This window comes from Frankia gtarii (genome assembly GCF_025403375.1).
Classification (GTDB): domain Bacteria; phylum Actinomycetota; class Actinomycetes; order Frankiales; family Frankiaceae; genus Frankia; species Frankia gtarii.
In genome coordinates, this window is record NZ_JAMPTM010000201.1 from 1 (window position 1) to 12,610 (window position 12,610).

At 72.1% G+C, this 12,610-nt stretch carries 13 protein-coding genes; 7 read left to right on the top strand and 6 right to left on the bottom strand.

Translation table 11 applies throughout. From position 1 onward, the window contains the following. The coding region (locus NBZ83_RS23340; RefSeq protein ID WP_308203820.1) for a winged helix-turn-helix domain-containing protein at positions 1 to 585 on the top strand (585 nt) is incomplete at its 5' end. A gap of 10 nt (positions 586 to 595) precedes the next feature. Here the strand turns inward: NBZ83_RS23340 and thpR are convergent. From thpR to NBZ83_RS23355, 3 genes are read right to left on the bottom strand one after another with little or no spacing between them, the layout of a single operon-like run. After that, positions 596 to 1,165, bottom strand: a complete 570-nt coding sequence (gene thpR / locus NBZ83_RS23345) for an RNA 2',3'-cyclic phosphodiesterase (RefSeq protein ID WP_261569027.1) — start codon at positions 1,163 to 1,165, stop codon at positions 596 to 598. A gap of 14 nt (positions 1,166 to 1,179) precedes the next feature. Continuing rightward, on the bottom strand, positions 1,180 to 1,785 hold the full coding sequence (locus tag NBZ83_RS33440) for a Clp protease N-terminal domain-containing protein (RefSeq protein WP_261569026.1): 606 nt from the start codon (positions 1,783 to 1,785) through the stop codon (positions 1,180 to 1,182). Between the two features lie 4 nt (positions 1,786 to 1,789). Beyond that, the gene (locus tag NBZ83_RS23355; RefSeq protein WP_372517727.1) at positions 1,790 to 2,017 is read right to left on the bottom strand and encodes a helix-turn-helix domain-containing protein; all 228 of its coding nucleotides are present in this window, start codon (positions 2,015 to 2,017) and stop codon (positions 1,790 to 1,792) included. A 129-nt stretch (positions 2,018 to 2,146) separates the two neighbouring features. On the opposite strand from NBZ83_RS23355, the gene NBZ83_RS23360 reads away from it, so the two are divergent. Next, positions 2,147 to 3,160 (top strand): Gfo/Idh/MocA family oxidoreductase, encoded by a 1,014-nt coding sequence (locus NBZ83_RS23360; protein WP_261569025.1) that lies wholly within the window; start codon positions 2,147 to 2,149, stop codon positions 3,158 to 3,160. 48 nt (positions 3,161 to 3,208) lie between these two features. Here NBZ83_RS23360 and NBZ83_RS23365 read toward each other — a convergent pair whose 3' ends face one another. Next, entirely contained in the window at positions 3,209 to 3,640 is a 432-nt protein-coding gene (locus NBZ83_RS23365; RefSeq protein ID WP_261569024.1) for a MarR family winged helix-turn-helix transcriptional regulator, read from the bottom strand. 317 nt (positions 3,641 to 3,957) lie between these two features. On the opposite strand from NBZ83_RS23365, the gene NBZ83_RS23370 reads away from it, so the two are divergent. From NBZ83_RS23370 to NBZ83_RS23380, 3 genes are all read left to right on the top strand, one after another. Continuing rightward, the gene (locus NBZ83_RS23370) at positions 3,958 to 5,724 is read left to right on the top strand and encodes a sensor histidine kinase (protein WP_261569023.1); all 1,767 of its coding nucleotides are present in this window, start codon (positions 3,958 to 3,960) and stop codon (positions 5,722 to 5,724) included. Positions 5,725 to 5,776: 52 nt separating this feature from the next. Then, positions 5,777 to 6,535 carry a response regulator transcription factor gene (locus NBZ83_RS23375; RefSeq protein ID WP_261569022.1) on the top strand — a complete coding sequence of 253 codons (759 nt, stop codon included), beginning with the start codon at positions 5,777 to 5,779 and terminating at the stop codon, positions 6,533 to 6,535. A gap of 271 nt (positions 6,536 to 6,806) precedes the next feature. Beyond that, positions 6,807 to 8,174 (top strand): citrate synthase, encoded by a 1,368-nt coding sequence (locus NBZ83_RS23380; protein WP_261569021.1) that lies wholly within the window; start codon positions 6,807 to 6,809, stop codon positions 8,172 to 8,174. A gap of 93 nt (positions 8,175 to 8,267) precedes the next feature. Here the strand turns inward: NBZ83_RS23380 and serC are convergent, their stop codons facing one another. Together serC and NBZ83_RS23390 are read right to left on the bottom strand one after the other, a co-directional pair. Continuing rightward, the gene (serC, locus tag NBZ83_RS23385; RefSeq protein ID WP_261569020.1) at positions 8,268 to 9,392 is read right to left on the bottom strand and encodes a phosphoserine transaminase; all 1,125 of its coding nucleotides are present in this window, start codon (positions 9,390 to 9,392) and stop codon (positions 8,268 to 8,270) included. Then, complete coding sequence (locus NBZ83_RS23390) at positions 9,385 to 10,494, bottom strand: citrate synthase 2 (protein ID WP_261569019.1); 1,110 nt, start codon at positions 10,492 to 10,494, stop codon at positions 9,385 to 9,387. Before NBZ83_RS23390 ends, serC begins: the two co-directional genes overlap by 8 nt. A 398-nt stretch (positions 10,495 to 10,892) precedes the next feature. Between NBZ83_RS23390 and NBZ83_RS23395 the strand changes: the two genes are divergently transcribed. Further along, complete coding sequence (locus NBZ83_RS23395) at positions 10,893 to 11,279, top strand: toll/interleukin-1 receptor domain-containing protein (RefSeq protein ID WP_261569018.1); 387 nt, start codon at positions 10,893 to 10,895, stop codon at positions 11,277 to 11,279. Positions 11,280 to 11,309: 30 nt separating this feature from the next. Continuing rightward, positions 11,310 to 12,092, top strand: coding sequence for a pyridoxamine 5'-phosphate oxidase (pdxH, locus tag NBZ83_RS23400; protein WP_438803231.1), 783 nt, complete (start codon positions 11,310 to 11,312; stop codon positions 12,090 to 12,092). The last annotated feature ends 518 nt before the right edge of the window (positions 12,093 to 12,610 follow it).

Consider the following 12,610-nt stretch of genomic DNA (forward strand, 5'->3'; position numbering starts at 1 on the left):
GCCCAGGGACCGCCCGGCTCCAGGGGCCGCCCGGCCCAGCGCCGCAGCTCCCGGCGACCGGAAGAACCACTGACCGAAAGGCCAGCGATGCCCCCGCAGACGACCACCCTCCCGTACCGGCCGCGCCTGGCGACCACGCCACAGCGCACGCCCGTCGGGACGGCGGCGACCCTTCCCCGGCAGCCCGTGCCCGTGCCGACCCACGCACGGACGGCCGGCGCCGTCGCCCCGGCTCGGCCCGACCAGCGCCCGACCGCCCAGACCCCGCCCCGCTCGGGGGTGTGGATCGACCGGACCGCCTGGCTTGCGACGGTGGACGGCCGCGCGCTGCAGCTGACCTACCTCGAGTTCGAGGTGCTGGACTTCTTCGTCCACCACCCCGGGCAGGCGCACAGCCGCCAGGCCCTGCTGTCGTCGGTGTGGGGGCACCAGGCCGACGACGCGACGGCCCCGGACGTCCGCACGGTCGACGTCCTCGTGACCAGGCTGCGGCGCAAGCTCGGCCCCGAGCACCGGTACCGGATCGAGACGATCCGCCGGGTGGGCTACCGCTACCGCCCGCTCGATCCGGCTATGGCGTCCTGACGGCAGCCGCTCACCGGCCGGTGCCGGTGAGCGGCCAGGAAGCCTGCTCGCGGTAGATCGGGGGGGTGCCGGGGGCGCCGTCGACGCTGCTCATCAGGGCAAGCCGGTCGATGGTCCACGGCAACGGCTCCACGTCGGCCCGCAGCATCTCGACGAGCGGGCCGAGCGCCCGGCCGCTCCGGTCGGGCGCCCGGGCGAGGGTCAGGTGCGCCCGCAGCGGCCGATCGTCCGCCCCGGCGGCGGCGCCGGCCCGCTCGGCCGCCCGCCGCACGCCGGCCGCGAGCCCTGCGAGCGCCCCGCCCGACGCCGCCGACCCGGGCCGCACCGCCGTCCACAGCACCCGGTCACCGAAGTGCCCGCCGCCGACGGCCTCGACGGCGATCGGGCCATGCCGGCGCGCCACCCGGGCGAGCCGGGTGTCGAGGTCGGCCCGCCGCTCGTCCGGCACCGGGCCGAGAAAGGCGAGGGTGACGTGCCACCGATCGGGCGCCGACCAGCGCAGGTCCGCAGCCGCCGCCCGGGCCCGGTGCACCGCGGTGCACAGTGCGTCGGTGACCGCGGCCGGCGGCACGGCGGCCACGAACAGCCGCGCGGTCAGCTCCGTGCTCCCGGGTCGGCGTCGTCCGCCGCGGCCGCCGCGGCCGCGGCGTGCCGGACCTGTTCCAGGCTCGTCTCGCGGCGCACGATGATCCCGGCGGCCAGCGAGAACTGGTCGGCGAGCATCCCCAGCAGCAGGTGCAGCGGCGTGAGGTCGCCGTCGCCGCGGGTGGCCGCGAGCCGCACGGCGCGCTCCAACGCCCGCCCTGCCTCGGCCGAGAAACGTGGCCCGCGCGACCGTGGACGCCGCCGCCACCAGGATCGTCGCGGGGCCTTGCGGACCATGGTCAGCCCCAGCACGCCGGCGCCGAACCGCTCGTCGGCGGCGGCCCGGATGGCCTCGTAGTCCACCCCGATCGCCGCCAGGGCGTCGGTGTCCACCTCCCGGCCACCGCGCGAGAGCACCCTGGCCCCATGCAGCTCGGTGCGCAGCGACGGCTCGTCGAGCCCGAGGCCGGCCAGGGCACGCCCGACGGCGCCGCCCTCGGTGACGATGGCGAACAGCAGGTGGCCGCTGTGCACCCGGTCGTGCTCGAAGGCCGCCGCCACCTGGGTCGCGGCGCGCACGACGGCACGGGACTGCGGCGTGAATTTCTCAAACACCGCCTTACCTCCCCTTTCCGAACCGGCGCCCGTACTTCTTGTGCGCGGCCTGCCGGCTCACGCCGAGCACGTCGGCGATCTCCTGCCAGGACCAGCCTCTGTGCCGGGCGCTGGCGACCTGGAGCTCCTCGAGCGATTCCAACAGGGCTCGCAGCGAGGCGACGGCGGCGAGACCCACCCGTGGGTCGTCGTCGGAGGCCGCCCCGGCGAGCTTCGTGGCGGTCATGTTCATGGACGTCAACCTACGTTGACACCCGCAGGAGTGTCAACCTTGATTGACAAGATGGGATGCTTTCCGCTCTCCGCGACAATCGGTGCCATCACTGACCACCGCCGCCGGACCAGGGGCACTATCAGAGCCGTGACGACGCTCCCCGAGCTGGTGCCACCGCGCGATCCGGCACTGTCCGCAAGCTGGCGGGAACTGCGACGGCTCGTCCGGCGCCGTGAGCCCGACCTTCCGCTCGCGATGGCGCTGGTCACCGATGGCTCCGACAGCACGACAGCTGAAGTACTGCGCAACGCCGGGGTCACGGTGGTCGGCCTGCTCGCCCCGGAGCCGCTGGAGTCGCTGGCCTGGGCGGCCGAGGCGGGGGTCCCCCGCGCCTACGCCGACCTGCTCGCCCTGCTCTCGGACAACATCGAGGCGGTCTGCGTGGAGATGCCACCACCCGGCTCGGATATCGTCGCCCGGCGGGCAGCCGAGATCGGCCTGCATGTGCTGCTCGCCGGTCCCGCCACCGCCGAGGCGGAAACGCTGCGGGCCGTCGCCGACCTGGCCGAGGAGGCCGACCTCGCCCACGTGGTGGCCCTGGACGGTCGAGCCTGGCCGGCGGCCACCCACGTGGCGGCCACGGTCCCCTCACTGGGCCGGCTCACCCAGATGACCGTGGTCGGCGCGCCGACCGGGCCGACCGGGCGAGTCGAGATCATCGACCTCGCGATGCGCTGGTGCGGGGAGATCCTGGCGGTCTGCGCCGATCCCGCCGCGATGCCCGCCCCCACGCTGGCGCCCGACGCACCCGTGACGCTGGCCCTGCTCTCAGCCAGCGGCGCCACAGTGCTGATCAACGAGCGGATGGGCGGCGACCTGGGCACCGCCACCATGACCGTGTGCGGGGACTCCGGGCGCATCGTCGTCCAGGGCCGCCGCGTCCGCCGCCAGGACGACGCCGGCGTGCACGACCTGCTGATGCCCACCCCGCCGACCGCCCGGCCCGGGCTGATGGAGGCCACCTACGACGTCGTGCGGGCCACCGAGCTGGACGACGCGCGGCTGGTCCGGGGCGCCACCTTCCACGACCTGCTCACCGCGAACCGGCTCATCGCCGCGGCCCGCACCTCCCACCAGCGCGGCGGTTGGGTCGAGCTGTGACGGCCATGTGCTGTGACGGCCATGTGCTGTGACGGGCGAGCCGGGTGACTAGGAGCCGGCGAGGGCGTCGAGAACCGGCGCCGCCCGGGTCAGGGCGGCGATCTCCTCGGCGGACAGCGCCGCGAGCCGGTCGGTCAGCCACTCGTCTCGGCGCCGACGGTCGTCGCTGAGCAGCGTCCGCCCCTTCTCCGTGACCTCGGCGATCACCTGCCGCCCATCGGTGGGGTGCGGGCGGCGCTCGACCAGCCCGGCGACCGCGAGATGCGCGATGACCCGCGTCATCGAAGGCGGCTGGACGCGCTCGTGCGCAGCCATCTCCCCGAGCGTCATCGGGCCATGACGCTCCAGCGACGCCAGCGCGGACGTCTGCGTGGGGGTGAGCTGACTCGACCGCTCCTGGCGCATTCGTCGGGAAAGGCGCATCACCGACAGCCGCAGCGCGGACGCGAGTTCGGCGTCACACGCCGTCTCGGTCTCCATCTTCTGACGGTACTCGCCCGGGGTCCCGAAGAATGGGCTATTCAGGGGATCCCACCCAAGGGGACGACAAAGGGGGTCGGCCACCCCCCGGCGGCGGCCGACCCCGGCACGGCGCGGCGTCTTGCTCCGGGGGCGACCACCGAGAACACCGATCCGTGCTGACCAGGTTCCACCCCGCACGGACTCGCCGGCTTCGGGGAGAGCTCCACAGTTCACCGGGGGATCTCCTGGCGGGAAGTGGGGGGTAACCCGCAATCCGACGATCGGCGTGTGCGACGCTTGTCGGGTGAGATTCTGGCTACATAACGTCGATTGACGTGCCGCATCCGCGTCTGTCCAGCCGGCTGTCCGCGTGTGCCGCCCGCCATCGCTCGTGGTGTCTGGCAGTCGGCGGCACCGTCACTGCTGCCGTTGCGATCGCGTGCCAGTGGCCCGCGTTCGGCCACAGCCCGTTCGCCGCGGCCCTCAACGTCGTGGTGGCGCTCGCGTTCGTGCTCACGGCCGCCATGCTCAACGGCGAGGAGTCGCTGGGCAGCGTCACCGCGGCGATGGCCCTGGGCGGACTGCTCTGGCCGCTGTCCTGGACGGCGGGCTGGGACGCCGGGCCGTCCGCGTTCGTGTCGACCTTCGCCTACTCCCATTTCTGGGTCTGCCTCGGCTGGGGTGTGCTGCGTTACCCGACCGGGCGGCTACAGGGCAACGGTGAACGGGTACTGCTGGGCGTCGCCGTGCTCGTCATTCCGTTGGCGAACCTCGGGCTGATCGGCATCGGCAGGCCGGAATGGTTCGGCTACTCCGCCAACCCCGACGTCTGGTGGTACGGCGAGCCGATCGGCCACGGAGCGTTCGACGTCGTGGTCTGGATTCTCGACGGCCTGACCCTCGCGCTCGCCGCCGTCTTCCTGTTCGTCGTCCGCGGGCGGCTGCGCCGGTACTCCGAGCTGGACCGGCGGATCTTCTTCCCGGTGGCACTCGCGTTGCTGCTGGCGTTCGTCCTCGCGGCGACGGTCAACTTCTTCGTCTACAACCCGAGCAACGCCAGCATCGGGCCCGAGTTCATCGCCGTCTCCCTCGCCCTGCTGGCGATCCCGCTGGCGTTCGCGGCGGCGGTGCTGCGCCGGGTGTTCGTCCGAGCCCGCATCGCGCAGCTACTCGCGACGCTGCCCACCCCGCCGGACGCGCGGGCCGTCCGCGCGGCGCTGCGGGCGGCGTTGCACGACGACTCCGCCGAGATCCACCTGTGGCTGCCCGGGGAGGACCAGCATGTCGACGCCGACGGGGTCGTCCGGCCCCCGCCGCCGCCCGGCGGCGCCGAGCTCGTCATGGCGGTGCGGACCGCGGCCGGGGCGCCGCTGGCGGTGATCGCCACCGCACCCGCCATGCGGCGCAACCGCGACCTGGTCGAGGCGGCCGTGCGTGCCAGCGCCATGGCTCTGGAGAACGCCCAGTTGCACGCCACGGTCGCCGCGCAGCTCGAAGCCGTGCGCGCCTCCCGGGCCCGCCTCGTCGAGGCCGGTCTGCACGAGCGGCGCCGGCTGGAGCGCGACCTGCACGACGGCGCGCAGCAGCGGCTGCTGGCGCTGGCCACCAGACTGGGGCTTGCCCGGACGAAGGCCACCGATCCCGATACGATCTCTGCCATCGAGGCCGCCCGGGAGGATTTGCGCCACGCCTTGGCGGACCTGCGCAGCCTCGCGCGGGGGATCCATCCGGCCGTGCTGAGTCAGGGCGGCCTTCGGCCGGCCCTGGAGGTCGTCACCGCCGCGCTGCCGATGGAGGTCGAGATGGACGTTCCCGCGGCGCGGTTTGAGGCGGTACTCGAGGCGGGCGCCTACTACACGATCTGCGAGGCGCTCACGAACACGGTCAAGCATGCCGGGGCCAGCCGGGCTCGGGTCGCGGTGCGCTACGACGACGGCGTCGTTCGCATCGACGTCACCGACGACGGCAAGGGCGGCGCCACCGCCGTCGAGGGGGGCGGCCTGGCGGGCCTCACCGACCGGGTCCGGGCACTCGGCGGCGCGCTGGTGATCGTCAGCCCGTCGGGCGGCGGGACCCGGCTGACGGCGAGCATCCCGTGCTGACCAGGCCCGCGCCGACCGGAACTGCCCTGGCCGAGCAGAGGGGACCTGACCCGTGCGGGTAGCGATCGCGGACGATTCGACCTTGTTCCGCGAGGGGCTGGCGATGCTGCTGACCGCCACCGGCGCCGAGGTGGTGGCGCAGACCGCCACCGCCGACGAGCTCATCCGCGGGCTCGGGCACAGCCGACCGGACGCGGTGATCCTGGACATCCGGATGCCGCCCACGTTCACCGACGAGGGTCTGGTCGCGGCCGAACAGATCCGCGCCCAGCACCACAGGATCGCCGTGCTCGTCCTGTCGACCTACGCCGAGACGCCCTACGCGCTGCGCCTGCTCGGCGACGGCGGCGGCGGCTTCGGCTACCTGCTCAAGGACCGGGTCGACGACGTCGCGGCGCTCCAGGACGCGCTGCGACGGTTGGTCGACGGCCGGCTCGTGCTCGATGAGGAGATCGTCGCGGGTCTGCTCGCCCACCGGCGGCGCGCCGACGATCTGGCCCGACTCACCCCGCGGGAACGCACGGTGCTCGCGCACATGGCCGAGGGACGGTCCAACCACGGCATCGGCGCCCGCCTGCATCTGGCGCCGAAGACCGTGGAGAACCACATCGCCGGGGTTTTCAGCAAGCTCGGGATGCCGGCGTCCGCGGACGACAATCGCCGGGTGCTCGCCGTGATCACCTGGCTGCGGACCGCCGCGGAGCCGGGCGCCGCCGCGGGAACGCCCCTCGGCGCCCCGTCCGCTGTCACGCCGGGAACGCGGTCGACGAGTGGCTCCGGGCACCGGAGTGGCTTCTCCCCGTTCGGGTAGGTGCAACCGGCCGGTCGGGCGGGTGTCTGCGTCTTCGCCGAGGGTGTCCCACCGCATCACCGCAGCTGGGAGAAGTCTTCTGCGGCAAGGGGTGGCGCAGCACACGTGGGATGAGGCTCACCGATCACGCGCATGTGCAGCCGCGAACGGCCAGACTTGGGAAGAACCATGTGAGCCAGCAAACCGGCGTGAGCGCTCCGTACCCGGATGCGCGCCCCGGCTGGGGCCAGAGCCGTCACCAGCGGCATCGCCACCGCGAGAGGAGCCCGGCGTGTCCGAGCAGGTCAGCACACTGACCGTCACCGACAACCGAACCGGCAAGACGTACGAGATCCCGGTCACGGACGGCACGGTACGCGCGAGTGCGTTGCGTTCGATCAAGGCGAGCGACGACGACTTCGGGTTGATGGCGTACGACCCGGCGTTCACGAACACCGCGAGCTGTCGCAGCGCCATCACCTACATCGACGGTGACGCCGGCATCCTGCGCTACCGCGGCTACCCGATCCAGGAGCTCGCTGAGAAGAGCAGCTTCCTCGAGGTCGCGTACCTGCTGCTGGCCGGTGAGCTTCCCGCGTCCGACGAGCTGTCGACCTGGGAAGACGAGATCACGCACCACACCCTGGTGCATGAGTCGATCAAAAAGTTCATCGACGGCTTCCACCACGACGCCCACCCCATGGGCATGCTGGTGTCCACCGTGGGCGCGCTGTCGACCTTCTACCCGGATGCCAAGACGATCGACGATCCGGGCCTGCGTCGCCTCCAGATCGTCCGCCTCATCGCCAAGATCACGACTCTGGCGGCGTACTCGTACCGGCACTCGGTCGGCTTCCCGTACGTCTACCCGGACAACGATCTGTCATACGCCGGCAACTTCCTGAACATGATGTGGAAGGCCACCGAGCTCAAGTACGAGCCGGACCCGAACCTCGAGCACGCCCTCGACGTGCTGTTCATCCTGCACGCCGACCACGAGCAGAACTGCTCGGCCAACGCGATGCGCGCCGTCGGCAGCTCGCAGGCGGACCCGTTCTCGGCCGCGGCCGCGGCGATCGCCGCGCTCTACGGCCCGCTGCACGGCGGCGCGAACGAGCAGGTGCTGCGGATGCTGGCCGAGATCGGCTCGGTCGAGAACATCCCCTCCTTCATCGCCCAGGTGAAGGATGGCAAGAAGAAGCTGATGGGCTTCGGCCACCGGGTCTACAAGAACTACGACCCGCGCGCCCGGGTGATCCGCCAGGTCGCCGACGAGGTCTTCAAGGTCACCGGCACGAACCCGCTGCTGGACCTGGCCATGGAGCTGGAGCGGATCGCGCTGGAGGACGAGTACTTCATCGCCCGCAAGCTCTACCCGAACGTCGACTTCTACACCGGCATCATTTACCAGGCCATGGGCTTCCCCGTGGAGATGTTCCCGGTGCTGTTCGCCATCGGCCGGATGCCCGGCTGGCTGGCCCAGTGGGAGGAGGGCCTGCTCGACCCCGAGCAGAAAATCGCCCGCCCGCGCCAGCTCTACGTCGGCTACGACCAGCGCCCCTACGTCCCGATGGACGACCGTGGCGCGACCACCGACACCGAGGCCGACCCGATCGCCGCCCAGGCCGCCCAGGCCGCCCCGGAGCGCCCCCTGCGCTGACCCGGTCCCCGGCGGTGCCACGCCGACGACGACGGCCCGCGAGGAGAGGTCCTCCTCGCGGGCCGTCGTCGTTTCCGGATGCGCCATCCGCCGCTACAGGCGCTCGACCACGTAGTCGATGCTGGCGGTGAGGGCCTCGACGTCGGCCGGTTCGATCGCCGGGAAGCAGGCGACGCGGAGCTGGTTGCGGCCGAGCTTGCGGTACGGCTCGACGTCGACGACGCCGTTGGCGCGCAGCACCTTCGCCACCGCGGCGGCGTCGACGCCGTCGAAGTCGATCGTCACGACGACCTGGGAGCGCTGCGCCGGGTCGACGACGAACGGCGTCGTGTACGGCGTCTTCTCGGCCCAGGTGTAGAGGATCGACGACGACTCGGCGGTGCGACGCACGCACCAGTCCAGGCCGCCCTGAGCGAGCATCCACTCGATCTGGTCGGCGAACAGGAACAGCGTCGCCACCGCCGGGGTGTTGTACGTCTGATCCTTGGAGCTGTTGTCGCGGGCGGTGGTGAGGTCGAGGAACGGCGGGATCCACCGGTCGGTCGCGGCGATCTCGGCGAGCCGGTCGATCGCCGCCGGCGACATCAGCGCCGTCCACAGGCCGCCGTCGGAGGCGAAGCACTTCTGCGGCGCGAAGTAGTAGACGTCGACCTCGGAGACGTCGACGGGCAGGCCGCCCGCGCCGGAGGTGGCATCGACCAGGTGCAGGGCGCCGGCGTCGGCGCCGACCGGGCGGCGCACCGGGCGGGCGACACCGGTGGAGGTCTCGTTGTGCGGGCTGGCGTAGACGTCGATGCCGGCCTCGGGTGACCAGTCCGGGTGCGTTCCCGGCGCCGAGGACACCACGGAGGGCTCCGCCAGGAACGGCGCACCCTTCGTCGTGTCCGCGAACTTCCCACCGAACTCGCCGAAGACGAGGTGCTGGGACCGGTTACGGACCAGGTTGAACGCGGCGGCGTCCCAGAACGCGGTGGCACCGCCGATGCCGAGCACGACCTCGTAGCCCACGGGCAGCGAGAACAGCTCCGCGAGCCCCGCGCGCACCCGGCCGACCAGGCTCTTGACCGGCTTCTGCCGGTGGGAGGTGCCGAGGTAGGTCGCGCCACTGGCCGCCAGGGCGGCCACGGCGTCCGGGCGGATCTTCGACGGACCGCAGCCGAAACGGCCGTCGGCCGGGCGCAGAGCCTCGGGCAGCTCGATCGCGGCGGCGTCAGCCACGGGGCACCCCCGGCACGACGTCGCTGAGCGGGCGCGGGTCGGGACCGACATAACGGGCGGACGGGCGGATCAGTCGGCCGGTGCGCTGCTGCTCGAGGATGTGGGCGCTCCAGCCCGCGGTGCGGGCGCAGGTGAACATGGACGTGAACATATGGGCCGGGACCTCGGCGAAGTCCAGCACCACGGCCGACCAGAACTCCACGTTCGTGCGCAGCGGGCGGTCGGGGAAGCGGTTGGTCAGCTCCTCGATCGCGGCCGCCTCGAGTGCCTCGGCCGCCTCATAGCGGTCGGAGCCGAGGTCGCGCGCGGTGCGGCGCAGCACCCGGGCGCGCGGGTCCTCCGCCCGGTACACCCGGTGACCGAAGCCCATCAGCCGCTCCTTGCGGTCCAGGGCGCGGCGGACGTAACCGAGCGGATCCCCGGTGCGTTCGACCTCGTCGAGCATCGCGAGCACCCGGGAGGGGGCGCCGCCGTGCAGGGGCCCGGACAGCGCACCTACGGCGGCGGACAGCGCGGCCGAGGCATCGGCGCCGGTCGAGGCGACCACCCGGGCGGTGAAGGTGGACGCGTTCATGCCGTGCTCGGCGGCCGACACCCAGTAGGCGTCGACGGCCTGGACGTGCTTCGGGTCCGGCTCGCCGCGCCAGCGGATCATGAACCGTTCCGTTATCGTGCGGGCCCGGTCGACCTCCTTCTGCGGCACCGCGGGCTGACCCAGGCCCCGGGCCGACTGCGCGACGAAGGACAACGCCACCACCGATGCCCGGGCAAGGTCGTCGCGGGCCCGCTCGGGGGCTATGTCGATCAGCTGACCCAGGCCCCAGTAGGGGGCGAGCATCGCCAGCGCGCTCTGCACATCCACCCGGATGTCACCCGAGTGCACCGGCACCGGGAACGGCTCGGCCGGCGGCAGCCCGGGTTCGAACGCGCCGTCGACCAGCAGCCCCCAGACATGGCCGTAGTCCACCGTGCCGACGAGGTCCTCGATATCGACCCCGCGGTAGCGCAGCGCGCTGCCCTCCTTGTCCGGCTCGGCGATCTCCGTCTCAAAGGCGATCACGCCTTCCAGACCTGGCTTGAAATCGCTTGTCTTCTCGGCCATCGAGTCCGGATCTCCGCTTCTGTCTGTTGGTTCGACCGGCGGTCGATCGCTTCGACCGGCGGCCCACTGTGTCCTGCCTCGTCGGTCCTACTCCATCCGATCCTGCCCCGCAGCATCCGGACGCGCCAGACCGCCGCCGCTTCGCGCGGTTCGCGTCGAGCGCCGGCGGACGCCGCGTCCTCACAGTTCGCCAACCCCGGCGCACTCAAACAACAATTTATGAGATGAGTCACAGACACTTTGTCCGTTTGTGCGGCTATTTGCAACAAGCTGCCGAAATTGGCGTCGGGGACGGCCGACCAGCGGAGATCGCGTCGCGCTACGGTCGGCAGCAGAAAATGGCCTGACTGACTGGCGGTCACGCTGCGCTAACAACTGGATCAGGAGCTCGGGAGATCATGGCGTTCGTCTTCATCAGTCATCGCGCGGCGGACATCGCCATCGCCGAACGGCTGGGGCGGGCGGTCAACGCGGTGGGCCATGCGGTGCACCTCGACCGTTGGGAGATACGCATCGGCGACACCGTGCCCATGTTCATGAATGAAACCCTCGCCGCCGCGGACTTTCTCGTGCTGGGCCACTCCACCCTGGGAATTCACGCGCCATGGATAGCGCAGGAATTTCTGCCGGCGCTCGCCGGGGACCTCTCGGCTCGCGGCATCATCATGCTGCCGGTGATCCTGTCCGGCACCGATGCCCCCACCCGGATCGGCGGGCGGCCCTGCCTCGACCTGACCAGCGACTGGGACCGCGGAATCGCCACGGTCCTGCGCGAGCTCGGCTGAGTACACGGGCGCCGCTGGCACGATCCCAGGGTGGCATCCATCCCGCCGCCAGGCGCCTTCCCCCACCGCGCAGCCTCCCTCGCCGTGCCCCACGCCGATCCGCCTCACCTCGATCCGCCTCACTTCGATCCGCCTCACTTCGATGAGGCCGGACCGGACGCGCCCGACCCGGCCGGGCTGCGGCAGAGTTACCAGACCGGCCGGTTGGAAACGGATCAGCTCGCGGCGACCTGGGTCGAGCAGTTCGCCCACTGGTTCGCCGACGCGACCACCCCGGGCGCGGGCATCCCAGAGGCCAATGCGACCGTCTTCGCCACCGCGTCCGCCGACGGGCGGCCGAGCGCGCGCACGGTACTGCTCAAGGGTTTCGATCAGCGCGGATTCGTGATCTACACGAACTACACCTCCCGCAAGGGTCGAGAGACCGCCGAGAATCCCTTCGGCTCGCTGGTCTTCCCCTGGTATGCCCTGCAGCGGCAGGTGGTGGCCATCGGCACCGTGGAGCGGGTCAGCCGGGCCGAGACCGAACGCTACTTCGCCTCCCGGCCCCGCGGGTCCCAGCTCGGCGCCTGGGTCAGCCACCAGTCGCAGATCATCGAGTCCCGGGACGTCCTGACCACCCGCGACGCCGAGCTCGCGGCCCGCTGGCCCGCGGGAACCCCGGTGCCGACCCCGCCGTTCTGGGGCGGGCTACGCCTCGTGCCGGACACCGTCGAGTTCTGGCAGGGCCGGACGAACCGACTGCACGACAGGCTGCGCTACCGCCGCGCCTGCACCGCGGACCGGTGGATCGTCGAACGCCTCTCCCCCTGACGACCGCGCCGGCCGTCGCCCGTCCCGGCCGCCCCATCCGGTCCGGGCGGCGGGCGGAACGGTGTACGCACCAGCTGTTCACCGCCCTGCCCACGCAGATTCCCTCCCCGAACGTGGCGGTGGTCCGGCCGGTTTTCCGGATCCGGGCGTCGCGGACAACGTTTCGAAAGCGCCGGCCCGCACCTGGATTCCCTCCCTGCGGATGCCGGACAAATCCGCGATGACATCGTGCGTGGTCGCGCCGGTCAGCCCTCCTTTTGCCGTCTCGGCGCAAGGCTGAACCCGCCCGATCGAATCCACGAGGGCACCGGCGGGATGGAACAGCTACGGCGTGCCGGATTCAGCCGGTTCCGCCGCCGCGGAACCCGGCGTGGCGGGATCCGCGGCGACCATGGGCCGGGGTATCGCGACGACCTGCACCGACGGGGTAGGACGGACGGCCAAAGCGGGCGAGCCCGCGCGGGGCGCCGTTGACGGGGTAACTCGGCCGGGGACGGTCGCGAGGGGGATGGGCACTG